Raw genomic sequence first — 24735 nt, forward strand, 5'->3', positions numbered from 1 at the left:
CAGTCATGACCAGCGTTGCCTGTTTATTCCGGTGGGCCATCTTTCTACAGTGGCTCCATCGTAAACAGCGGGCCGCGATGGCCCCGAAGGAAGTCTGCAATGACCAGCAAACGTGACGTCGTTTTCCCGCCTGACCGGCATGCACTGTACGAGCTCCACCGCTACTCGCCGGCGATTCGCTCCAACGGTTTTCTGTTCGTATCCGGTCAGGTCGGCAGCCGCAAGGACGGCTCGGCCGAACCGGACCTCGCAGCACAGGTTCGCCTGGCCTTCGAAAACCTCAACGCGATCCTGGCCGAGGCCGGCGGGAGTTTCGAGGATGTGGTCGACACGACCATCTTCATGGTCGACCCCGGCTCGACATTCGAAACGATCTGGGCAGTAGCGGCCGATTACTGGGGTGAAGCGCCCTACCCGACGGTGACCGCTATTGGCGTGACCTGGTTGTCCGGCTTCGACTTCGAGATCAAGGTGATCGCCAAGCTCCCCCAATAGACCTGGTTCAGCCCTCCTCCGAGGGCTGCTGGCAATGGTCCAAATCGAGGTAGCCTTTTTGCGTTCTGCTTAATGCTGCCCCATACCAGAACCAGGTCGTGAAATACCGTGGTGGCGCAGTTTGCGATAGAGCGTATTTCGGCTGATCCCCAGGCGCGCGGCAACACGGGCGATATGCCAGTGTTCCGCCTCAATCAGGGTCAGCAGGGTCTGACGCTCGGAAACGCCCAGTGGATTTTCGGCCGCCGCAACTGCCTCTGTTGGCAACAACTCCGCCACATCGTCCAGCGTGATACGCCCCTCCACTGCTAACGCGACCAGGGTGCGCAGACACGTACGCAGCTGCCGGACGTTTCCCGGCCAAGGCTGCGTCAGCAGGCGTTCTCTAACACCCGCATCCAGCCGAACCCGGGCACCCGCCGCCTCTTCGCGCAGCAGCAGGTCGAGCAAACTGCCTTTGTCCGAACGATCCCGCAGCGCTGGAAGCTCCACGGCAAATCCGGCAACCCGATAGAACAGATCCTCGCGAAAACGCTTATCCGCGACACACGCCTGCAGATCCTGGTGGCTGGCACTGATGAGGCGCACGTCGAGGGGTTTTGCCGTCGCACCTCCCAGCGGCACGACCTGGCGTTCCTCCAGCACGCGCAGCAAGCGGGTCTGTAACGCCAGTGGCATATCGGCGATCTCATCCAGGAACAGAATGCCGCCATGGGCCTGCTCCAGCTTCCCGATCATCCCGTCCTTGCGGGCGCCAGTGAAGCTCCCGCCGCGATAACCGAACAGCTCGCTTTCGATCAGCGATTCGGGAATGGCTGCGCAATTGATCGCCACAAAAGGCTGGTTCGCGCGAGTGCTGGCGCGATGCAGTGCCGCTGCAAAGGCTTCTTTGCCGGTTCCTGTCTCCCCTTTCAGGAACACCGGAACGTCACGCTCCAGAACCCTGAGCGCACGCGCAAAACCGCGTTGCAAGCGCGGGTCTTCCAGGCAGACGCGCACGTCGTCGATTTTGGGGATAGCAGGAATGACTGAAGGCGCTTGGCGCAAGGGTTCACGCAACTGTCCATAAAATAAGCGCCCGTCCACCAGGCGCACAGGCCAGCAGACACTCGGCTGTGCGCTGGCCTGACTCAGCACCTGTTCGATAGGCGTTTCCAGAAGCGTTGTCAGCGATTGCCCGAGCAAGTGATCGCGGCTGAGTCCCAACAGGTCCATCGCCGCCTGATTGACTGAACAGATACGGGCACTCTCGTCGAAACTGAGCAGGCCTTCACCCAACAGCCCAACGAAGCCGGCCTCAGGGTGGAAACGCAGCAAGTAGCGCTGAGGATCATGCCCCAGGAAAAAACAACTCTCGATCAACTTGGCGGACAGGTTGGTCAGCGCCATGGCCTGGAAGTGTTTCTGAAGACTGTGCTCCTCTCGCACCGAAGAGAGGTTCAGCACCGCGAGCAACTCGCCGCTCGCATCGAATATCGGGCTGGCTGAACAGGTCAAGCCGACGTGCTTGCCACGAAAATGTTCGTCACGCCGGATGGTGACGTGCTGCCTCTCGACCAGGCAGGTGCCAACACCATTGGTCCCTTCGTAGTCCTCGCTCCAGACGGAGCCCAGCCACAATCCGGAACGCTGCACCTCGGTGCGCTCGGACTCGTTGAACACACTGTCGATCGCCACGCCGCGAGCATCGGTGAGCAGCACCACATGGCCGTCACGCCCGAGCTGCTGGTGCAAACTGCTCATCTGCCAATGCGCCTCGGCAATGATGTGTTCCAGCGGCGCACGGTGATCCTGCAAACGGGGTTGTTCGACCACGTTAGGCGCGCGGCGGCTGGCGGGATCGAGCTGGTACTGATCCAGGCAACGGCGCCAGGATCGTGTGATCGCCAGGTCAGCAGCAGCGCTGTGGCTGGCAATACTGCCCTGCACGGCTTGGAGCACTTGTTGTGCATGGGCGTTGATCAAGGCCGGCTTCATTGTTCTTGTTCTCCGCTACGGTGAGGACACGGGGGCTGATCGAAGCTTATATGAAAAGCCCGCCACGAGTGCTCATTGCGCCGAGTGACACTCTGTCATCCCCCGTTCCCGAATTCGTGACAGTGTTTCGAGCCAATCCCTCGATCAAACGTCGGCAGCCGCTCTGCAATAGGGCTTTCGCGAAGATGGCCCGGGACTTGCCATGGTGTCAGTCGTTACAAAAACAACAAGAACGGGAGAGCTCATGAACATTGCTATCGAATCACCTGTGCAAACGCCAACTGAACAGCTCGCGGCGTGGGTCGAAAAGCTCGGCCAGCGCCTCGCCCAACGTGATGTGGACGGCGCACTCGAACTGTTTGCCGACGAGTGTTACTGGCGCGACCTGCTGCTGTTCAGCTGGAACCTGGTGACCCTGGAAGGCAAGCCTGCCCTGCGCGACATGCTTGAAACACGCCTCGACCAGACTCGCCCTCAAGGGTGGAAAGTGGAAGGTGAGGCGACGCTGAAAGACGGCGTGCTCGAAGGCTGGATCAGCCTGGAGACCGACGCGGCGCGAGGCAAAGGTTACGTGCGTCTGAAAGAAGGCCTGTGCTGGACGCTGCTGACCACCATGCGCGAGCTCAAAGGCTTTGAAGAACCCAGCGGCCGCCGTCGTCCGATGGGGGCCAATCATGGTCACGCCCATGCCGACAAGCGCAACTGGCTGGAGCGCCGACGGGATGAAGAAGCGTCGCTGGGCATCACCACCCAACCCTATTGCCTGATCGTCGGCGGTGGCCAAGGCGGGCTGGGCCTCGCTGCGCGGCTCAAGCGAATGGGCGTGCCCACCCTGATCGTCGACAAGGCTGAGCGTCCCGGCGATCAGTGGCGCGGTCGCTACAAGTCGCTGTGCCTGCACGACCCGGTCTGGTATGACCACATGCCTTACCTGCCCTTCCCCGATCACTGGCCCGTCTTCACCCCGAAAGACCAGATCGGTGACTGGCTGGAGATGTACACCAAAGTCATGGAGCTCAATTTTTGGCCGCGTACGGAATGCGTAAGCGCCAGCTTTGATAACCACAGCGGCACCTGGAAAGTAGAAGTGCTGCGCGATGGCGAGCCCGTCACCTTGCAGCCGACCCAGTTGATCCTCGCCACCGGCATGTCCGGCGTGCCCAACATCCCTGCGTATCCGGGTGCCGAGGTTTTCGAGGGTCAGCAACATCACTCCAGTCGCCATCCTGGTGGAGACGCCTGGCGTGGCAAGCGTGCGGTGGTCATCGGTGCGAACAATTCGGCTCACGACATCTGTGCCGACCTGGTGGAGAACGGCGCCGAGGTGACCATGGTGCAACGTTCGAGCACCCACATCGTGCGCTCCGACAGTTTGATGGACCTCGTCTTCGGCGGGCTCTACTCAGAAGATGCCTTGGAGACGGGGTTGACCACGGACAAGGCCGATATGCTGTTCGCATCGATCCCGTACAAGGTCATGCCGAGCTTTCATCAACCGGTCTTTGACGCCATCAAGGAGCGCGACAAGGTGTTCTACGAGCGTCTGGCCAAGGCCGGGTTCATGCTCGACTTCGGTGACGACGATTCGGGGCTTTTCATGAAGTACGTACGCCGCGGATCGGGTTATTACATCGACGTCGGCGCTTCAGAACTGATCGCTAACGGCACAATCAAGCTCAAGAGCGCGCGAGGCCTGGGTGTCGAACGCATCGAAAAAGACGCCGTCCTGCTCAACGATGGCAGCCGACTGCCGGCTGATCTGATCGTCTACGCCACCGGCTACGGTTCCATGAATGGTTGGGCGGCGAAGCTGATTTCCCAGGAAGTCGCTGACAAGGTTGGTCGCTGCTGGGGCCTGGGTTCGGGAACCACGAACGATCCTGGCCCGTACGAGGGCGAATTGCGCAACATGTGGAAGCCGACACAGCAGGCAAACCTCTGGTTCCACGGTGGCAACCTGCATCAGTCACGGCATTACTCGCTGTACCTGGCGCTGCAGCTGAAAGCGCGCTTCGAAGGCATCGACACCGCCGTCTACAACCTTGCAGAGAGTCACCACAAGGGCTGAGCCCAATGGCGCCCAGCCGTGTGGTTGGGCGCCCCAAGACCTTCTCCACCGGGCCCTAACCGTTAAAGATGGTGTCCATACCGCTAAGCGAAGCTTCTCTGTGTTCGGGGCCATTTGGCGCCAGTCGCAGGGTGTTACGCCCCAACCCCTTAGCCTCGTACAACGCCTCATCCGCCCGGGCAATCAGGCTGGCTGTCGTATCGTCTTCGTCTGGAATGACACAGCACACACCGATACTGATGCGCAGCGGGATGCTTGAATCACCATACTGCGCCGGTGCCTCCGCCAGAGAAGCGCGCAGCTCATTGAGGACGGTCATGGCGCCTTCAGGGCTGGTGTCAGGCAGCAAAAGCAGAAACTCTTCGCCACCATAGCGCCCCATGCTGTCGGAATGACGCAGGCGCTGACTGAGATGGTTAACGCAGTGGCAAATCACTTCATCACCGGCCAGGTGACCGTGCACATCATTAATCTGTTTGAAGTGATCGATATCGATCATGGCCACGGCCAGGTAAGCATTGTCGCGGCGTGAGCGTTCCAGCTCTGTGGAGAATTGCTCAAGGATGGCACGACGATTGAGAATGCCTGTCAACACATCCCGCAGTGCCAGATGCTTAAGCAAGGACTCACTGCGTTCTTTGGACAGCAGCACCAGCCCGAGAGAAATCATCATCGCGGTAAAAGTGCCGATGCTGACCGAGATGGTTTGCTTGAGGTTGCTGACGTCATAGCGCATCTCGGCAGCACCTCCGCCGAACACCGCCACCACCCGCATGCCCAAGCCAATCAGGCTGATACTCGCCCCGATGATCAACAGCACACGTGCACGTCCCTGGGCCGGGATGTAGCGGCGAGTCCAGTAGATTATCAATGCACACTGCACCATCAACACAATCGTGGCAGCAAGCATTCGCGGTTCCAGGGTATCGATCAGACTGACCATCAACACCAGCATCAAGGCCGCCGGAGCGAATACCCGCCACCAGGAGACTGGCAACTCGACAATCCGGAACACGCTGGCCCCATAAAACGCCAGCGCCACCGCCAGCAGTGTGTTGGCAGCGCCATAGGTAAACCATAACGGCGCATGACCGTAGAAGGTGTAGCCCACATAGGCCAAGGCATGCGCCAACAAACCGAAGCCAATGGTGAGCAAACCATCACGCTGGTTGAACTGTCCGACCAGAATCAGACAAAACGCCATGATCGTCGCCACTAACGCGACACAGGCAAACAGCGTGGGGGTATGGGCGATCATGACGTCTCACAGGGCGCAGGTGGAAGTAGCGCTGATCGCAAGTCTAGCTGAGCTGGCCGACAGCCAGTATTGATAAATCGGCATGCACTCTAAAAAACAACCTTCCCCGCCTCTCGCATGAAAGAGACAGCGACCCGCACAATCAAGGCACGAGCAACGCTTCATGGACCTCGATTGAAGGAATGAACCCGTCAATACGCTGGCTAGCCAGCCAGCTTCTGGTTTTACTCACGTCGAAAATCTGTCCCTGCTCCATCAGCGTCAAGATGAGCTCATCCGAAACCCGGTAGCGCCCGCAGTCGGGACAGTCTCTTTCTTCCCATGGGCCTGCGCATTGAATGCGCTGCGCAACACCTACACAGATAAGACAATTCATCTTCATCACCTTTTTTATAGAGGTACCCGACACTTCGTGTGTCGATTGCAACAGCCCACGAACCGACACCTGTCGGTTGCTCTGATGAAGCTCGTGTTTGATCGACTAAAAACAACGGATGAAGTTCGTTGCGCTGACGCTTTCAGTACAAACAGGTCGTATCCATGCGGCATGGGCATGATTGTGCGGTGAACTCGATGCCTACGTCCCAGGGTGATAGTCCTCCCCCGCCACCGCTCGCAAATAAGCTTGATCGGCCTCCAGTCGCAAGTCCCGCCACTCCTGCCAGCTAATCATGCGTTGCCTATCCATTTCGTCCGCCAAACGAAGTAATTCTTCATGGTAGGCGTCAGGACATTCCATGCGAAGGGCGCAGTTTTCCAGCGCGCGATGCCACGAACCCAGGGTGCGAAATTTTTGCTCCTGATGCGGTGTGAGCATGTTTTTAAATGAGTTCATGGCGTCGGGATTCCGCGGATATTTCTAGATGGAGATCAGGACCCCGGATTAGGTTCACAAGGGATGACCAGAGGTTCAAATCTTGCACAAAGAAGACGTTTGCTGATGACAAAAAACAGGAAAGGCCAAAAAACTCAGGCGCCTGCGATTACCCCGAAAACGTTTTGAATTTTTTTTGACGCACTCACTCTTTTGTCCATGAGCATAAGGAGGACCTCATGAACACTGATCTTTTCGTCATTGAATACAAGCTCCACGGCGAGCCGAAGTCCTTCATCATCCGGACGAAGACGATGCGCAATGTGGACGCCTGGCATTGGGCGAGTTGTGATGCAGGGTTAGCGCCCATACCCAAACCGGGACGACCGCCGCTGAAGGTCGTGTCTAAACCCATGGCTGAAAAATATGGGGTGACTGACGTCAGGTGGCGCGCATCCGCGACGCTGGACTGGACGGAGGTTTCAACGTCATGAGTGCGTACATAGCAAACGACATTGGTGGCCTGGACGGCAGCACTGGGGCAGTTCATTAGACTGCGCGTTACGTTGAGGCGAATCGACGGGATGCGTTCGCCTCAACCCAATGCCGTGTCCAGAAACATCATGACCCCGAACCCCAACATCAGTCCCAGCGTCGCATAGGTTTCGTGCCCGTTACGGTGCGTCTCGGGAATCACCTCATGGGAGACCACAAAGATCATTGCCCCCGCGGCGAGCCCTAACGCAACGGGATAACCCAGCGCAAAACCTGAAGAAATGCCAAGGCCTACGACTGCGCCAAGCGGCTCCATCAATCCTGACGCGATAGCGATTAACGCGGCGCGCAGTGCGGAGATGCCGGTCACTCGCAACGCCAACGCAACAGCAAGGCCTTCCGGAATGTCCTGAATGGCAATCGCCGTGGTCAACGGCAAGCCCACCTTCATATCCCCATTGGCGAAACTGACCCCGATGGCCATGCCCTCGGGCAGGTTATGCAGCGTGATGGCCAGGACGAAAAGCCATACGCGATTGAAGCGCTGAGCGTCCGGGCCTTTGCGTCCGCTCTCCAGATGCTCGTGGGGGACAAACCGCTCCAATCCAATCATCAGTGCGACACCCAACCCCAATCCGGCCACTACGACACACGCGGCCAACAGCTTGTTATCGCAAATAGCCCGGGCCGCTTCGATACCTGGAAGGATGAGTGAGAAGGAGCTCGCAGCCAGCATCATGCCGGCCGCAAAGCCCAGCATGGTGTCTTGAGTCCGTGCGGTGATATCACGCAGGACCACCGCTACCACGGCACCGAGTGCCGTTGCGCCAAAACCGGACAAGCCCCCCAGAACGGCGTAGTGCAGGTTGACCCGATTTGCCCCGGTAAAGGCGCTGTATCCGCTGATCAGCAATAGCACGCTGACGCCGACCAGCGTTGACCAGAAAACGATACCCATCCACCCGCCGCTTTTTTCCAGGTCAAACCCGGAGTTCCACGATGCTTTGTCAGGCGTTGATGGTTCAGACATGTGGCCTCCTACTTGCCATTGAAACGCTTGCGAGAACTGCTCGACGTCGCCGTCAGGATTTGCTTCGACAGGCGTTTGGCTTCTCGCTCAAAGGACATTGCCGTGCTGCTGAACAGCATGGCAAAACCCTCTGCCGAATCCGAAGAAACGCCCTTGGAATGCCCATTCATTTTCATTCACCTCGTTGTTTGAAAAACGCAAACACCGCACGCCTTCGTGGCGTGCGGTGCACTTCATCACGCGTCTTCACGCCCTTGGGCACCTGCGCCCAGATCGGCCCCGGTGATGGGATTGCTTCCGGGATCAGAGATCGTTCGAGCTTTCATCGCCATCAGCAGTTCTTCATCTTCTGCGCTCAACTCGACACTGGCAGTGCCATCCCCACCGTCGACTGCGGCGGCTGGCTCTTCCACATAATCCCAGTCATCACCTTCGTTCCATGGCCCACGCATGCTTTCAGCACCTTGGGACATGTTGAAATAGACGTTGGTGAATTCAGGCATGCCTGGCAGCTTGCCTTGGGGGAAGTTGGGCTTAATGGAGTGCAGGGCTTTTTCGAAGGACAGTTGGTGCGCGATTTCTCTGGTCATCAGAAACCCGAGCGCCTCTTTTACGCCTGGATCATCGGTGACGTTCATCAGCCGCTCGTAAACAATCTTGGCCCGTGCTTCGGCGGCAATATTGGAGCGCATGTCAGCGGTAGGCTCGCCAATGGTGTCAACGTAAGCGGCAGACCATGGCACCCCGGCGGAGTTGGTGAGCGGCGCGCCGGCGCCGTACAACAGGCTGGTGATGTGCGAGTCATTACCCGCACCATTAATTGCGCGGTACAGCTCGCCTTCCTCTTCAACGCCTTCGGCCAATCGACCTTTGGCGCCCTTGTTGAGCATCACGATGATCGACCCGACGATCTCAAGATGACTGAGCTCTTCAGTAGCAATGTCCATCAGCAGATCCTTTCTGCCTGGATCATCCTCGGCCAACGCTTGGGTGAAGTACCTCGACGCAGCCGCCAGTTCACCCTGAGCCCCGCCAAACTGCTCGAGTAAAAGATTGGCCAACCCCGGGTTAGGTTGGGCCACGCGCACGGTGTATTGAAGTCGCTTGTTATGTAGGAACATGACGAATCTCCTCAGGCCTGAAAGGCGTCGATACTCACTCGGTGATTGACCGAATGCGGCGCCCACAGTCATCTGAAGGTGCTGCCCTTTCGAAAATTTTATAAAGATCGGTAACTCGCGACAGACGGCATTTGCTATTGTCGTTCGGGCTGATTGACCCCCAGTCGTCGGCTATTGGGCCCCTGACTTAAAACTTTTACAGGCTCGTTCATCTCAACCGCTGTCTCGCCAAAATCCTTACGGGAAACCGGCCAGTTGATCAGCATTTTTTCGATAGGCAGACGCTTTCGCGCTGCGTGGAAATCGTCCGATGGCAGCGCAATCGTCGAGAAGCCCTACCTGCCCCTTGCGGCATCGCTGGACGACAGTCTGACTTTTTTGACCTCCGTTAAATTCCTCAGTTCGAACGTTACACACTCGGGCAATGAACTGCCAAACTCGAACTAAGAAGTCGCGCATGATGATTGAACGTCGTATCGCTATCTATTTAGTACATTTTTAATTTGCAAACTATGCAGAGTGCTAGTTAAGAATTACTTGCATTGTAGAACAATTATTTTCCGAAGATTTTTTGAACCTTTTAAACAGCGTTTTGCCTGATCGTGCACAAGGGGCAACAGCACCTTTTTAATCCAGAACTTAAACCAATACGAACAGACAACATGAAAAAAATAGTGACTGCTGCACTGCTACTTTCCTGTGTGACATTGGGCGTACAGGCCGCTGAATTGTCAGGTGCCATTGGCGCAACCAGTCAAGGCGGCATGACGGCCAGAGCGGGCCTGGGTTTCGACTGGGATAAATCCTGGATGCAAAGTTCTACTGGCAAGTTAACCGGTTACTGGGACTTGGGTTACACCTACTGGGAATCGGGAGAGGAAGCTGGCGGCCGTCACTCCTTGTCTTTCGCGCCGGTGTTTGTATACGAGTTCGGCCAGGGCAATATCAAACCGTTTATTGAAGCCGGTATAGGTGTCGCCCTGTTCTCCGGAACGAGTGCGGGTGATCAGCAGTTTGGATCTTCCTTCAACTTTGAAGATCGGCTCGGCGCAGGTTTGAAGATTGGCGATACACAGCGCGTCGGTGTAAGAGCCATTCACTATTCCAATGCCGGTATTAAACAACCAAACGATGGTATTGAATCCTACTCGTTGTTTTACAGCCATTCGATTTAAGTGACTCGTGGCGAGGTGATTCATCCCCGTTCGGGCAGCAGTCGTTGAACCATCACACGCGGTGTATCTGATACACCTCAGTTGCAGGTTTTACGACTGCTTCGCAGCCGATCGGGGTGGTGCGGCATTCCGATAAATCCCCCTCGCCACAGTGTTTGCTCACTCAATGCGTAAGCGCATAACGACGTCAATGCTCAAGACGAATTGCAACCCATGGATCGATAAGCCCGAAGGTCGCGATCCAGGAAGATGCCGCGTCGAGTACGCAGCACAAGCCCTGAAAATATCCTGAACTGTTACGCACCCCGAGCTTCTATGGTTAGACCGCGTTGGTCATTCATCCAACCTAATTCTTCTTCGGAGTGCTTGATCATGTCTGATCAAACAGCGAGCGACAGTGCATCAAGCCAGGAACGTCCCGCCAGCCGCGTCAGCGAGGGCCTGCCCTATCCGCTCGGCGCGACGTGGGACGGGTCAGGTGTCAACTTTGCCATTTTTTCCGCCAATGCCACAAAGGTCGAACTGTGCCTGTTCGACGCGGACGGCCAGGAAGAAATCGAGCGCATCGTGCTGCCGGAATTCACCAACGAAATCTGGCATGGGTACTTGCCTGACGCCCGCCCAGGGACGCTGTATGGCTACAGAGTGCATGGCCCTTACGAGCCGGCCAATGGGCATCGTTTCAACCACAACAAATTGTTGATCGACCCGTACGCCAAGCAGATCTCGGGTGAGCTGAAATGGGACGATGCCTTGTTCGGCTATACCGTCGGCCATGAGGACGGCGATTTGTCATTTGATGAACGTGACAGCGCACCGTTCATGCCTCGCTGCAGAGTCATCGACCCTGCGTTCACCTGGGGCAATACGGCAAAGCCGAACGTGCCATGGGAAAACACGGTTTTTTATGAAACCCATGTCCGCGGCTTCACCATGCGACACCCCTCGGTGCCGGAATCTGAACGCGGCACCTTTGCGGCCTTCCATCAAAATGATGTCGTTGAATACATCCGCTCTTTGGGTGTGACATCGGTGGAATTGATGCCCGTGCACTATTTCCTCGATGACAATCATCTGCTGGAAAAAGGCCTGCGCAACTTCTGGGGCTATAACACGCTGGGCTTCTTTGCTCCGCATGCTCGCTACATGGCAGGCCAGTCCATCGGCGAATTCAAAGTCATGGTGTCGCGTTTCCACAAGGCAGGGTTGGAGGTGATTCTGGATGTGGTCTACAACCACACCGCCGAGGGCAACGAGATGGGCCCGACCCTGTCACTCAAGGGCATCGACAATGCCAGCTACTACCGATTGATGCCCGACGACGCCCGCTATTACATCAATGACACCGGTACCGGCAACACGCTCAACATGAGCCACCCTTGCGTCTTGCAGATGGTCACCGACTCCTTGCGGTATTGGAGCTCGGAGATGGGCGTGGACGGGTTTCGATTCGACCTGGCCACTATTCTGGCTCGGGAACCAGACGGGTTCAGCGAAGGTGGCGGGTTCCTTGATGCCTGTCGCCAGGACCCGGTGCTCGCCAAGGTGAAGCTGATCGCCGAACCCTGGGACTGTGGTCCTGGGGGTTACCAGGTCGGCAATTTCCCGCCGGGCTGGATGGAGTGGAACGACAAGTTCAGGGACATTTCCCGTGCGTTCTGGAAAGGCGACGACGAAATGCTCGGTGACTTTGCCAAGATATTTCTGGGCTCGGGCGACCAGTTCAATCGACGCGGCCGCAAGCCTGCCTCCTCCGTAAACTTCATTACGGCCCACGATGGCTTCACCCTGAATGACCTGGTCTCGTACAACGAGAAACACAACGAGGCCAATGGCGAAGACAACCGTGACGGGCACTCCGATAACAGGTCGTGGAACTGTGGTGTCGAGGGCCCGACTGAAGACCCTGCGATCATCGAGCTGCGTTATCGGCAGATGCGCAATCTCCTGGCCACGCTGTTCCTTTCCCAAGGTACCCCCATGCTCCTGGCCGGCGACGAATTCGCCCGCACCCAAGGTGGAAGCAACAATGCCTATTGCCAGGACAGTGAGATCGGTTGGGTCGATTGGAACGTGAGTGAGAAAAGCAGCGAGCTCCAGGAGTTTGTCAGGTACCTGATCGATCTGCGCAATCGCTATCCCCTGCTGCGTCGTAATCGCTTCTTCACCGGAGAGTATGACGAAGGCCTGGGTGTGAAAGACGTGAGCTGGATCCAGCCGAACGGGGAAGAAATGGGCATGGAGCAGTGGCAGGACGGCAACAACCGCTGCATGGGCATCCTGCTGGACGGTCGCACTCAAACCAGCGGCATTCGCCGTGAGGGCGTCGACCATTCGCTGCTGATCATCGTAAACGCGCACCACGATGTGGTGAGTTTCAAGCTCCCGGAAGTCCCCCAAGGCAAACAATGGGTGCTTGAGCTTGATACCAACCAGGCAGATCTCGACCCCGGCGAATTGTTTTCTTTTGGCGATGAGTATCAGGTGACCGGGCGTTCAGTGCTGATGTTCGAACTGAAAAAACCGGCGACGAAAAGAAGGAAGTAGGCACTCGGTTAAGGACACAATCCCCTGTAGCAGCTGGCGAAGCCTGCGTTCGGCGACGCAGTCGTCGTAAAACCTGTAAACGCGGTATTCCTGACACACCGCGACGTATGGTTCCGCGACGACTTCGTCGCCGAACGCAGGCTTCGCCAGCTGCTACAGGTCTTGCGAAGCCATGACTCCATTCTTTCAAAGGCCTCGAAGAACCTCATGAATCTCCGAAACCACCTGCGCCGTTGCCTCTTCGATCGTTCCTTCATTACGACATAACACCCAACCCTGATCCGCAACCGCTCGCTCGAACGCCTGGGTACAAGCGACCTGCTCTTGCAGGTTATGGATCACCGTACTGCCCAATCCACGGGTTCGTGCCGCGGCCCTCGCCCATGAAATTTCGGGGTCGGTGACCACGCCGACATGAAGGTCGGGCACTTGCACGTGTCGATCAAGGTTCAACTGCAGAATGTCTGCAAACGGGACGAGCCGGCGAAACGCGGCGTCAGACGGGTACCAGCGATCGATCAGGATGATGCTGTCAGCTGGCTGTTCAGGCAGCACGTGGCGTGAAATCCAGGCACGGCTTTCAGCGAAGCGCTCACAAACCGCCCACTCCAGATCCCGACCGGGATGTCTGACGAGCCTGTTAACGAGGCCCATGGTTTCACCGCGGTAGGGATCGCTCTTTTTCTCGCACAGTCGGATCACCTTTTTGTTGCCTGCCCTCAGCGCTTTCGTCACGGCCTCCAGCAGTGTGGTTTTGCCGGTGCCCTTGGGCCCATCGAGGGAAACAAACAGCGAACGATTCATGCGTCAAATAACGGTTGAAGGAGGGTTTTTCCAACGTTTGAATCGTGCGATTGCATCTTGCTTCCTTAACGACATCAACTAACTTAGGTGTACGGAGAAAACCGAAGCCCAACGGAGAGCGCTATTTTCCGCTGCACTGCGCTTGAGCAAAGTTTCAAAGTGGCGGGGACAGTACATTAGCCGACCCCATCTGAACACTCAGCGAAGCCAGGTACTCGCCAAATCCCCCGCGACATTTGAAATCCTTGCGTGCACTGGTCACCACCGGGTTGGTCGCTGTCCACACAATATTCGCGCTGATTTTTTCAAGATCCGCCACCAGATGAACGTCTTCATGGGCCGCCAGATGCTGGAAACCTCCGGCCTCGCGATACGCGGTGGCGCTCAGGCCCAGATTGGCACCGTGGATGTGCCGGTGGTTCTCGACGAACTGATAGCACTCCATGTAGTGCGAGCGAACGGTCTCCCCATGCTCGGCCCAACTGTCCACTTCGACCGTGCCGCACACGGCGTCAGCCATGAAGTCGAGTTGCCGGGCAATCCAGTCGGGTGGCACCACGGTGTCGGCATCGGTAAACGCCAGCCATTGCGCGCCGGCGCTGAGCAATTCTTCCGCTCCGGTCGCCCGGGCTTTGCCGACGTTCTGAAAAGAGACATTGACCGCGCTGACGTCCATCCCGCAGACCAGGCGGGACGTGTCGTCCGAGCAGTCGTCCAGGACGACCACCACCCTGACCTCCCGCCCCAAAAGCCCCGGATGCCTGGCGGCAGTCAGGATGGACGACAGGCAGGCGGTGATGTGTCTTTCTTCGTTATGGGCAGGTATCACAACGCCGATCATAGACGTTCCCTCTTTCCGGCAAAGTGTGTGGTCTCCAGTAATCGACACTGTGCTTTATCAGAAGGTTTAAAGAATGTGAGGCGCCCAGCCACTCCTGACCAACGCGCCTGTCAACGGTTAAATCGTGCCTGCGTCCTCCGGACGATCCTGCACCCACTGCCAGAACAACTGATACCCCACCGCCAGCACCACCGGCCCGATGAACAGCCCGATAATCCCGCTGGTGACCATGCCGCCCAACGCGCCAATCAGTATCACCGGCATCGGTACATCAACGCCGCGCCCCAACAGCAAGGGTTTGAGCACGTTATCGACGAGGCCTGCAACGAACACGTAAATGGAGAAGGTAATGGTCCCGGTGGTGGCGCCTTCAGTGGCAATGACGAAAGCAATCACAGGGATCGTGATCAAGCTCACCGGTAATTGCATGATGCCGAGCAGCAACACGGCCAATGCGAGCAGGCCGGCACCGGGGACACCTTTGAACACGAAGCCGAGACCGACCAGCAGCATCTGGATAAAGGCGATGCCGACCACCCCGAGTGCGACCGCGCGAATGGTTGCGGTGCACAGTTCGGCGATTTTCGGGCCCTTGACCGGACCGCTCAGGCGCGAAGCGATCTGCACCGCACTGCGGCTGCCGCTTTCACCGTAGGCCATGAAGATGCCCGCGATGATCAACGCAACGATGAACATCAGAAAACCCATGCCGACACCGGCGAGCTTGCTCAGCAGGCCCAGGGAGACGTTTTTGATTTGCGGAATGTATTTGGCGGTCAGGTCGGGCAGATTGGTCGACGCCTGCAACCACAGGTCAGAGAGCGGCTTGCCGACTAACGGCCAGTCGGCCACTGATGGCGCGGGTGGCGGCACATGGAAACCGCCCTCCTTGACGATCACCATAGCGTGCTCGACCGAGTCGGCAATCGAAGTCCCCATCAGGTAAATCGGCACCAACAAAATCAGAATGGCGATCAGAACGATCAGCGTCGCCACAAATCCGGGCTTTTTCCCTCGTCGTCCCATCAGCCAGGTCTGCAGCGGATAAAGCGTGATCGCCAGGATCAGCGACCACAGCATCAGGTCGCGGAACGGGCTGAAGATCTCGAAGCAGAACAGCACCAGAACCGTGATCAGCCCTGCACGAATCAGCACATCAAGCAGGGTACGGGAGAACGCCTTTTCATTTATCGGTGAGGGCACCATAGAAACCTCCATGCTGGTCAGGACGACGCTCTGTGAAGCGGTTAGCCCAGCATAGACGTTGGTTTGAAAAAGCGAGGTGTCAGCGCAATTTCAGCGGATCAATCAGCTCGGCGGCGATGGCCATGCCCACCAGGTCCGGCAAGGTCGTGGCCTGCATGCGTTTCATCACCCGTGAGCGATAGAGATCGACGGTTTTGGCGCTCACGCCCAGTTGCTCGGCAATTTCGCGAGTGGTGTAACCCTGCACCAGCGGCAACAGCACGTCGCGCTCCCGGGGGGTCAACGTCAACAAGCGGGCTTGCAGGGCGTCATGACCGGGACTTCCCGAGCGCTTGGCTGCGCAGTTGCTGAGCGCCTGTTGCACGCTGTCCAGCAGCAACTGTTCGTTGTAGGGTTTTTCGATGAAGTCATGGGCGCCGGCCTTGAAAGCGCGGACCACGATCGGCACGTCGGCATGCCCGCTGACAAAGATGATCGGCAGGTCCAGCGCGCGCAGGCGCATTTCCTCCTGCACGTTCAGGCCGCCCATGCCGGGCATGCGCACATCGAGCAATACGCAGGCATCAAGACTGGCATCGCAGGCATCGAGAAACTCGACGCCACTGGTAAACGCCAGTGCCTTGAGACCGACGGACTCCAGGAGCCAGACCGTTGAATCGAGCATGCCCTGGTCATCGTCGACCACATACACCACGTGCTCCGTCGCACCTGCCATTGCATTATTCCTGTTGTTGTTTTGTTGGGCCGGCAAGCGGCAAACGGCACATCATCAGCAAGCCGCCAGGTTGGCGCTGCGCCTGCAGGGCGCCCCCGAAGCCTTCGATGATGCTGCGGCTCATGGACAGTCCCAGACCGAGGCCATCAGGCTTGCTGGTATAGAACGGGGTAAAAATCTGCTCCAGTTCGGACTCGCTGACACCCGGTCCCTGGTCTTGCACACTGATTTCCACGGTGGCGCTGCTGCCCTGCCCCGCAGCCAGCACGATCAATGACGGCTGGCCGGGATGCTGCTCGCGATTGGCATCAATGGCGTTGCGCACGACGTTGAGCAGGACCTGTTCCAGTAACACCCGGTCGGCATAAATCGGCGGCAGATTATCCGGCAGTCGATCCTCGATTGTCACTTGGCAATTGCTCGCCTCCCAGGCACACAAACGCACGGCTTCACGGGCGACGTCGGCAATGTCCAGCGCCTGCATGCGCCGCTGTCCCTTACGCAGAAACCCGCGCAATCGCCGGATGACTTCGGACGCATGGGTGGCGTGATGGGTGATGCGCTCAAGGCCCTGGGCCACGCGTTCGCCCGCCTGGGGATTGGAGTCCAGGGATTGCAAATACCGCTGGCTGGCATTGGCATAGTTCACCACGGCGGCCAGCGGCTGGTTGATCTCGTGGGCAATGCCCGAGGCCAGTTCACCCAGCGTGACCAGCCGCGCGGTATGCGCCAGTTCGTCCTGGTGGCGACGCTGCTGGGTTTCTCGCAACTCGCGTTCGGTCATGTCCCGCGCTACCAGGGAATAGTAGCGCTCACCACCGGCGGATCGATGGGCCAGCAACACCAGCGACACCGGCACCGAGCTACCGCCACCCCGCGGTTGCAAACGCGCATCCGTGCTCCACACGCCATGACGCTCGGCACCGCTCCAGCCATCGCGTTGCAGGCGTATCAGGTCTGCGCTGGCAAACACCTCGGCCACTGTCGGCATCGGTTGTTGCTCGTCGATCCCGAGGATGCGCCGCGCCGCCGGATTGAGGTAGGTGATGTGCCCTTCAGGGTCGATGAACAGTACCGGGTCGGTATTGGCCTCAACCACTTCGGCCAGCCGACGTTTGTTCTCTTCGGCCTGGACCCGGCCCGTGATGTCCCGTGAGACGCTGACCACCTCCACCACGGCGCCGGTGTAGGTTTCGCGAATGGCCCGGCTCGCGGTTTCAAACCACAGGTAATGCCCGTCACGATGACGAATGCGGTACGTCATCGTGTGGTAACCGTCCTGCTCCAGTGCATCCCGCGCGCGCTGCATGAGGCTGGCCAGGTCCTGACCATGGAACAGGCCCTGGGCCATTTTCCCCCGCAGTTCTTCGGGCCAATAGCCAAGCAACGTCCAGGAAGCAGGCGAGGCATCCAGAAAGCAGCCGTCCGGCGTGTGCCGGGAAATCAGGTCGGTGGTGTTTTCGATAATCAGCCGGTAAAGCCGCCGCGCAGTAGCCGCTTCACGTTCGGCCAGCACTTGGGTCGTGGCGTCGCGACAGCGGGCAAGCACCCGGTTGTCCTGGGGATCGGGGATAAAAGTCCAGATCAGAATCTGCGCCTCGAATTGGGCTTCGACACCTTCAATGGCGCGCTGCTGGTCCAGGCACGCGCGGACCAGTACCCGGTGATTGACCGGTAAAAAACCCAGCACATCGGTCAACGGTTTTTCAGCCAGCAACGCCATCAGCGCGGCATTGAATTCCAACGGACGGCCCTGTGCATCGAGAAGCAACCCCGGTTGCGGATCGTGCCCCAACAGCGGCGAACCACGCAGCATGCCGTTGACGCTGCTGAGCAGGGTCGTCAACAAATCGCGGACCCAGCCGAGCCAGTCAAAACTCACCCCTTCACACACCTCCACCAGCAACAGACCCGCGTGCCCCGGCTGCAACGCCAGGTCGAATACCTGGCCATGGCTGATCGCGGCTCGACGCAAACGCCCGGCCAGCCAGCAGTCGAGTTGACGCACCTGCGCCAGGTCCAGGCGACCCGCGTCTACCAACGCTTCAAACAACAGTTGGTCGCTGGCCAGCGCCGGATCACCCTGCCCCGGAGGAAAATGCTGGGCGGCACCTTCGTGGCTGTAGATACCCGCCTGGGGTTGCCAGCTGAGGTAGACCGCCCGCCGGACTTCGGGACAATCCTGCAATGCCCGGCACAGGGCGTCGGCGCGGGCGGCCATGGGCACGCCCTCGCGCTGCAGTCGCAGCCAGCTGTGCAATCGAACGGGAGTCAGGCTCATCACGGGTCCGCTTCATCAGGGAGTGCAAGGATATACCGGCCTCGGAGGCACGGTGGCACTCATTTAGAGCGATATAGTAGATGTACTATACGCTATAGGTTGTACTTCCATATCCATGGCTGAATGTTATATAAAGCATACCGGACATAAAAGAGGCTGTCGGCGGCGACGCTGGCACGCCATCTATAGAGCTAACAATCAGCCACCGAGTACCCGCACATGTCGATCTATGAACAAGGGCTCAGCCCTGCGGCTGTCAATCACATTGCCTTGTCTCCGCTCAGCTTCATCGAGCGTACCGCCAGCGTTTACCCGCACTACCCTGCCGTGATCCACGGTTCAATTCGCCGGACCTGGGCGCAGACCTACACCCGTTGCCGACGCCTCGCCTCGGCGCTGGCCGGTCGCGGCATCGGTAAAGACGACACGGTCGCGGTGATGCTGCCGAACATTCCAGAGATGCTCGAAGTGCATTTCGGCGTGCCGATGATCGGGGCCGTGCTCAACCCGCTCAACGTCCGCCTGGATGCCGAAGCCATTGCGTTCATGCTGCAGCATGGCGAGGCCAAGGTGCTGATCACCGACCGCGAGTTTCACAGCGTGATTCACGCCGCGATCGGCATGCTCGACCACCCGCCACTGGTGATCGACGTCAACGACCCCGAGTACGGTGAAGGCGAAGCGGTCAGCGAACTGGATTATGAGGCGTTGCTGGCCGAAGGCGACCCGGCGTTTGACTGGAAATGGCCGGCGAACGAATGGCAAGCCATCTCCCTGAATTACACCTCGGGCACCACCGGCAATCCAAAAGGCGTGGTCTACCACCATCGCGGCGCCTACCTGAATGCCCTGGGCAATCAGATGACCTGGGCCATGGGCAATCACCCGGTGTACCTCTGGACCCTGCCGATGTTCCATTGCAACGGCTGGTGCTACCCATGGACCATCACCGCGCTGGCCGGCGTTCATGTGTTCCTGCGCCGGGTCGATCCACAAAAAATCCTCACGCTGATTCGCGAACATCAGGTCACTCACCTGTGTGGCGCGCCTATCGTGCTCAACGCACTGGTGAACATGCCGGAATCGGCCAAGGCGGCCATCGACCACCCGGTCAACGCCATGGTCGCGGGCGCTGCGCCGCCAGCCAAAGTGATCGGTGCAGTGGAAGAAATGGGGATCAAGGTCACCCACGTCTATGGCCTGACCGAAACCTACGGCCCGGTGACGTTGTGCGCCTGGCACGAAGAATGGGACGAGCTGCCGCTGGAAGAACGGGCGCAGATCAAATCCCGCCAAGGCGTGCGCTACCCGACGCTTGAAGGGGTGATGGTCGGCGATTCGAAAACGCTTGAACCGACACCGCGGGATGGCCAGACCATCGGCGAGGTCTTCATGCGCGGCAATACCGTGATGAAGGGCTACCTGAAAAACCCGACCGCCACGGCTGAGGCGTTCGAAGGTGGCTGGTTTCACACTGGCGACCTGGCGGTCTGTCATCCCGATGGTTATGTCGAGATCAAGGACCGGCTCAAGGACATCATCATTTCCGGTGGCGAAAACATTTCCACCATCGAACTCGAAGGCGTGCTGTATCGCCATCCGGGTGTCATGGAAGCGGCCGTTGTGGCGCGACCGGACGAAAAATGGGGCGAAACGCCTTGCGCGTTCATCACGCTGAAGGCCGATCACCAGAACGTTCGCGAGGCCGACATCATCAGTTTCTGTCGCGAACACCTGGCCGGATTCAAGGTCCCGCGCACGGTGGTTTTCACCCTGCTGCCGAAGACGTCGACCGGCAAAGTCCAGAAGTACGTACTGCGCGACAGAGCTAAAGCGCTCTAACCCGAACGAAGCAAAACCCGTCAGGCGGCAGGCTGTTTTCCTGCCGCTTCGGGTTCGTGCGGGCCGAATTCGGCCCTGCGCCTCGCACCGATAACAACAACAAGGTGGAGCTACCCATGATCGACATCCATTCAACCGATACCCAACGCTGCGAACGTATTCGGTCCAACCCGAAATTCCTTCAACTGGTCAGCAGTCGCTCGCGCCTGGCCTGGTCGCTGAGTGCTGCGGTCCTGGGCACCTATTACGCCTTCATGCTGGTGGTGGCGTTCGCCCCGCAATGGCTGCACGCACCGCTCGGCGAGCATCGGATGTTGACCTTTGGCATGCCGGTCGGCGCCGCGATCATCGTGTTTTCCTGGTTGCTGACGGGCTGGTACGTGTACCGCGCCAACACCCGTTTCGATGCCTTGGGCGCCGCCATTCTTGAGGAGAGCAAATAATGAACCTGCTCCGTAAACTCCTGCTCACCCTCAGCGGCCTGTTGCCGGCGACCCTGGTGATGGCCGCTCCGTTGACCGGCGCAGCGGAAAAACAACCGCTTAACCTGCATGCGATCGGCATGTTCTTTGTGTTCGTCCTCGGCACACTGGCGATCACCTGGTGGGCCGCCCGCCAAACCAAATCCACGTCCGACTTTTATACCGCTGGCGGTGGCATCACCGGTTTTCAGAACGGGCTGGCGATTGCCGGCGACTACATGTCTGCCGCTACGCTGCTGGGGCTGTCCAGCCTGGTATTCGCCAAGGGATATGACGGCTTCATCTACACCATCGGCTTTTTTGTCGGCTGGCCGATCATCACTTTCCTGATGGCTGAGCGGCTGCGCAACCTGGGGCGCTACACCTTCGCCGACATCGTGTCCTACCGTCTCGATCAGAACAAAGTGCGGATCTTCGCCGCCTTCGGTTCGCTGACCGTGGTGTGCTGCTACCTGATCGTGCAGATGGTTGGCGCGGGGCAATTGATCAAACTGTTGTTCGGTCTCGATTACCCGGTGGCCGTGGTGATCGTCGGCGCCTTGATGCTGGTGTACGTAATCTTCGGCGGCATGATTGCCACCACCTGGGTGCAGATCATCAAAGCCGTGTTGCTGCTGGCCGGTGGCACCACCCTGGCGGTCATGGCCATGTCGCAGTTCGGTTTCAGCTATGAAACCCTGGCCGACAAAGCCGTTCAGGCCCATGCCAGCGGCTGGAACATCATGGGGCCGGGCTCCATGCTCGCCGACCCGATCAACACCGCATCGATGTCGCTGGGCCTGGTCTTCGGGATTGCCGGCCTGCCGCACATCCTGATGCGCTTCTTCACCGTGCCTAACGCCAAGGAAGCGCGTAAATCGGTGTTCTACGCCACCGGTTTCATCGGCTTCTTTTTCCTCGTGGTCTGCACCCTGGGCTTTGCCGCGATGGTGATCATCGGCACCGATCCGCAGTACTACGTCAATGGTGAAGTAGGCGGTACGCTGGTGGGTGGCGGTAACATGGTTGCCATGCACCTGGCCAAAGCCGTCGGCGGCAACCTTTTCTTCGGTTTCCTCTCGGCAGTCGCGTTCGCCACTATCCTGGCGGTGGTCTCCGGGCTGGCCCTCGCCGGCGCCTCGGCGATTTCCCACGACCTCTACGCCACCGTGTTCAAGAAAGGCAAAGCCACCGAGAAACAGGAAATGCGCGTGACCCGCATGGCCACCGTAGGCCTGGGCATCATCGCAATCCTGCTGGGCATTCTGTTCGAGAAGATGAACGTCGCGTTCCTCGTGGGCCTGACCTTCGGCATCGCGGCGTCGACCAACTTCCCGGTGTTGATCATGGCCATGTACTGGAAAGGCCTGACCACCAAAGGCGCAATCATCGGCGGTTTTTCCGGACTGATCTGCGCGCTGGTGCTGGTGATCCTGTCGCCGGCCGTTTGGGTCACCGTGCTCGGTCATGCCCACGCGATCTTCCCTTACGACCACCCTGCCCTGTTCTCCATGCCCTTGGCGTTCCTGGTGATCGTGGTGGTTTCGCGCCTCGACAGCAGTGTTCGCGCCGACAAGGAGCGTGGTGCCTACGCCGATCAGTTCGTTCGCGCCCAGACCGGCCTCGGTGCCGCCAGCGCTTCCAGCCATTAATCGATCCGGCACGACCCGCGCTTGCGGCGTCGTGCCCTTCGCACAAACCGTCCTGACGAGGTTCACGCTATGCCCGAATTCAACGCCCCGCTGCGCGACATGCGCTTTGTGCTGCATGAAGTGTTTGACGCCCCGGCCCTGTGGGCGCGCCTGCCAGCCCTGGCCGACACGGTCGATGCTGCCACGGCTGACGCGATACTCGAAGAGGCCGCCAAGGTCACCTCACACCTGATCGCGCCGTTGAATCGCAGCGGCGACGAAGAAGGCGCCCAGTGGCTCGACGGCAACGTCAGCACGCCGATTGGCTTCAAACAGGCTTACGCCACCTACATCGAAGGCGGCTGGGTGGGCCTGTCGGGCAACACCGATTTCGGCGGCATGGGCATGCCGAAGATGCTGGCCGTGCAGTTTGAAGAAATGCTCTACGGCGCCAACTCCAGTTTCGCGCTGTATTCGGCCCTCAGCTCCGGCGCCTGCCTGGCGCTGGACGCACACGCCAGCGACACCCTGAAAAAACTTTACCTGCCACCCATGTATGAAGGCCGCTGGGCCGGTTCCATGTGTTTGACCGAAGCCCACGCCGGCACCGACCTGGGACTCATCCGCACCCGCGCCGAACCCCAGGCCGACGGCAGCTTCCTCATCACTGGCAGCAAGATTTTCATCACCGGCGGCGATCAGGACCTGACTGAAAACATTGTCCATCTGGTACTGGCCAAACTGCCGGATGCGCCAGCGGGACCGAAAGGCATCTCGCTGTTTGTGGTGCCCAAAGTGCGGGTCAATGCAGACGGCTCCCTGGGTGAAGCCAACGCTGTCAGCTGCGGCTCGATCGAACACAAGATGGGCATCAAGGCCTCGGCCACCTGCGTGATCAATTTCGACGGTGCCAGCGGCTGGCTGGTCGGGGAAGCCAACAAGGGCCTGGCGGCGATGTTCACGATGATGAACTACGAACGCCTGTCCATCGGTATTCAAGGCATCGGTTGCGCGCAAGCGTCTTACCAGAGCGCTGTGGCGTATGCCCGTGAACGGGTGCAGAGCCGCGCACCGACCGGTGCCATGGCTCCGGAAAAACTGGCCGACCCGATCATCGTCCACCCCGATGTACGACGCATGCTGCTCGGTATGAAAGCGATGACCGAAGGTGGCCGCGCCTTTGCCAGTTATGTCGGGCAACAACTGGACCTGGCGAAGTTTTCCGATGACGCCCTCGAGCGCGACAACGCGCAGAACCTGGTCGCGCTGCTGACGCCCGTGGCCAAGGCCTTTTTCACCGATACCGGGCTGGAAAGCTGCATCAACGGCCAGCAAGTCTTCGGCGGCCATGGCTATATCCGTGAATGGGGTCAGGAGCAACTGGTGCGTGACGTGCGCATCGCGCAAATCTACGAAGGCACCAACGGCATTCAGGCCCTGGACCTGCTGGGGCGCAAAGTGGTGGGCAACCAGGGCGTCGCGTTGCGCCAGTTCACTGCCGAGATCCGCCGTTTCGCCGACTTGCCGGATGCCCCTTATGCGTCGCAATTGCTCGACGCGGTGCAACGCCTGGAAAACCTCAGTGACTGGGTGCAAGACCGATCCGCGACCAACCGCAACGAAATCGGCGCCGCATCGGTTGAGTACCTGCACCTGTTCGGTTACGTCGCCTACGCCTGGCTATGGGCGCGCATGGCGCATGTCGCGGGGAAAAACCGCAGCACCGACGAAGTTTTTTACGGTGCGAAGATCGCCACCGCCGACTTCTACATCCATCGCCTGCTGCCACGCATCTTGAGCCTGGAGCAATCCATTCGCGCCGGCAGCGCCTCCCTGTACGGCCTGAGCGCTGAACAGTTCTAACGATTGAACCGCACGCGGCGCCTTGCTCCTCTCATTTTGGGCGTTCGCGTTTTTTATCGAGAAGCCCTCGCCCGTCCGGCGAGGGCTGCAGTACCCGTTATTTCATAATAA

The 24735-nt window shown here is 58.9% G+C and carries 21 protein-coding genes; 9 read left to right on the top strand and 12 right to left on the bottom strand.

What is annotated here, in order from left to right; translation table 11 throughout:
- Positions 1-99 precede the first annotated feature (99 nt).
- Complete coding sequence (locus GBC55_RS14580; protein ID WP_162438044.1) at positions 100-495, top strand: RidA family protein; 396 nt, start codon at positions 100-102, stop codon at positions 493-495.
- 69 nt (positions 496-564) lie between these two features.
- On the opposite strand, the gene GBC55_RS14585 is transcribed toward GBC55_RS14580, so the two are convergent.
- On the bottom strand, positions 565-2472 hold the full coding sequence (locus GBC55_RS14585) for a sigma-54-dependent Fis family transcriptional regulator (RefSeq protein ID WP_162438045.1): 1908 nt from the start codon (positions 2470-2472) through the stop codon (positions 565-567).
- A 244-nt stretch (positions 2473-2716) separates the two neighbouring features.
- Here GBC55_RS14585 and GBC55_RS14590 point away from each other — a divergent pair, with 244 nt between their 5' ends.
- Positions 2717-4540 (top strand): NAD(P)/FAD-dependent oxidoreductase, encoded by a 1824-nt coding sequence (locus tag GBC55_RS14590; protein WP_162438046.1) that lies wholly within the window; start codon positions 2717-2719, stop codon positions 4538-4540.
- A 55-nt stretch (positions 4541-4595) separates the two neighbouring features.
- Here GBC55_RS14590 and GBC55_RS14595 read toward each other — a convergent pair whose 3' ends face one another.
- The 3 genes from GBC55_RS14595 to GBC55_RS14605 form a co-directional block, all read right to left on the bottom strand.
- Positions 4596-5798: a GGDEF domain-containing protein gene (locus tag GBC55_RS14595; RefSeq protein WP_162438047.1), complete on the bottom strand. Its 1203-nt coding sequence runs from the start codon at positions 5796-5798 to the stop codon at positions 4596-4598.
- 142 nt (positions 5799-5940) lie between these two features.
- Positions 5941-6174: a hypothetical protein gene (locus GBC55_RS14600; RefSeq protein ID WP_247266910.1), complete on the bottom strand. Its 234-nt coding sequence runs from the start codon at positions 6172-6174 to the stop codon at positions 5941-5943.
- Positions 6175-6375: 201 nt separating this feature from the next.
- On the bottom strand, positions 6376-6633 hold the full coding sequence (locus tag GBC55_RS14605) for a hypothetical protein (RefSeq protein WP_162438048.1): 258 nt from the start codon (positions 6631-6633) through the stop codon (positions 6376-6378).
- 218 nt (positions 6634-6851) lie between these two features.
- On the opposite strand from GBC55_RS14605, the gene GBC55_RS14610 reads away from it, so the two are divergent.
- Positions 6852-7106, top strand: a complete 255-nt coding sequence (locus GBC55_RS14610) for a DUF6555 family protein (RefSeq protein WP_162438049.1) — start codon at positions 6852-6854, stop codon at positions 7104-7106.
- A gap of 101 nt (positions 7107-7207) precedes the next feature.
- On the opposite strand, the gene GBC55_RS14615 is transcribed toward GBC55_RS14610, so the two are convergent.
- The 3 genes from GBC55_RS14615 to GBC55_RS14625 form a co-directional block, all read right to left on the bottom strand.
- Positions 7208-8065, bottom strand: coding sequence for a ZIP family metal transporter (locus tag GBC55_RS14615; protein ID WP_348650978.1), 858 nt, complete (start codon positions 8063-8065; stop codon positions 7208-7210).
- Positions 8066-8145: 80 nt separating this feature from the next.
- Positions 8146-8307 (bottom strand): hypothetical protein, encoded by a 162-nt coding sequence (locus GBC55_RS14620; protein WP_162438051.1) that lies wholly within the window; start codon positions 8305-8307, stop codon positions 8146-8148.
- Positions 8308-8373: 66 nt separating this feature from the next.
- Positions 8374-9258, bottom strand: coding sequence for a manganese catalase family protein (locus tag GBC55_RS14625; RefSeq protein ID WP_162438052.1), 885 nt, complete (start codon positions 9256-9258; stop codon positions 8374-8376).
- Positions 9259-9920: 662 nt separating this feature from the next.
- Here GBC55_RS14625 and GBC55_RS14630 point away from each other — a divergent pair.
- A complete protein-coding gene (locus GBC55_RS14630) occupies positions 9921-10433 on the top strand; it encodes an acyloxyacyl hydrolase (protein ID WP_162438053.1) in 513 nt (170 codons plus the stop codon).
- Between the two features lie 372 nt (positions 10434-10805).
- On the top strand, positions 10806-12980 hold the full coding sequence (gene glgX / locus GBC55_RS14635) for a glycogen debranching protein GlgX (protein WP_162438054.1): 2175 nt from the start codon (positions 10806-10808) through the stop codon (positions 12978-12980).
- Between the two features lie 186 nt (positions 12981-13166).
- Here the strand turns inward: glgX and GBC55_RS14640 are convergent, their stop codons facing one another.
- From GBC55_RS14640 to GBC55_RS14660, 5 genes are all read right to left on the bottom strand, one after another.
- The gene (locus GBC55_RS14640; protein WP_162438055.1) at positions 13167-13784 is read right to left on the bottom strand and encodes a dTMP kinase; all 618 of its coding nucleotides are present in this window, start codon (positions 13782-13784) and stop codon (positions 13167-13169) included.
- Between the two features lie 154 nt (positions 13785-13938).
- Positions 13939-14625 (bottom strand): glycosyltransferase, encoded by a 687-nt coding sequence (locus GBC55_RS14645; RefSeq protein WP_162438056.1) that lies wholly within the window; start codon positions 14623-14625, stop codon positions 13939-13941.
- Positions 14626-14742: 117 nt separating this feature from the next.
- Positions 14743-15831 (bottom strand): AI-2E family transporter, encoded by a 1089-nt coding sequence (locus GBC55_RS14650; protein ID WP_162438057.1) that lies wholly within the window; start codon positions 15829-15831, stop codon positions 14743-14745.
- A 79-nt stretch (positions 15832-15910) separates the two neighbouring features.
- Positions 15911-16546: a response regulator transcription factor gene (locus GBC55_RS14655; protein ID WP_162438058.1), complete on the bottom strand. Its 636-nt coding sequence runs from the start codon at positions 16544-16546 to the stop codon at positions 15911-15913.
- A gap of 4 nt (positions 16547-16550) precedes the next feature.
- Positions 16551-18827 (bottom strand): PAS domain S-box protein, encoded by a 2277-nt coding sequence (locus tag GBC55_RS14660; protein WP_162438059.1) that lies wholly within the window; start codon positions 18825-18827, stop codon positions 16551-16553.
- 219 nt (positions 18828-19046) lie between these two features.
- Between GBC55_RS14660 and GBC55_RS14665 the strand changes: the two genes are divergently transcribed.
- The 4 genes from GBC55_RS14665 to GBC55_RS14680 all read left to right on the top strand — a co-directional run bounded on the left by GBC55_RS14665 (position 19047) and on the right by GBC55_RS14680 (position 24624).
- A complete protein-coding gene (locus GBC55_RS14665) occupies positions 19047-20669 on the top strand; it encodes an acyl-CoA synthetase (protein WP_162438060.1) in 1623 nt (540 codons plus the stop codon).
- 116 nt (positions 20670-20785) lie between these two features.
- On the top strand, positions 20786-21112 hold the full coding sequence (locus GBC55_RS14670) for a DUF485 domain-containing protein (RefSeq protein WP_162438061.1): 327 nt from the start codon (positions 20786-20788) through the stop codon (positions 21110-21112).
- Entirely contained in the window at positions 21112-22782 is a 1671-nt protein-coding gene (locus tag GBC55_RS14675) for a cation acetate symporter (RefSeq protein ID WP_162438062.1), read from the top strand. Before GBC55_RS14670 ends, GBC55_RS14675 begins: the two co-directional genes overlap by 1 nt.
- Positions 22783-22851: 69 nt before the next feature.
- Positions 22852-24624, top strand: a complete 1773-nt coding sequence (locus tag GBC55_RS14680; protein ID WP_162438063.1) for an acyl-CoA dehydrogenase C-terminal domain-containing protein — start codon at positions 22852-22854, stop codon at positions 24622-24624.
- Positions 24625-24735: the final 111 nt, after the last annotated feature.

Origin of the sequence: Pseudomonas sp. TNT3, assembly GCF_010095445.2 — a bacterium.
GTDB lineage: Bacteria > Pseudomonadota > Gammaproteobacteria > Pseudomonadales > Pseudomonadaceae > Aquipseudomonas.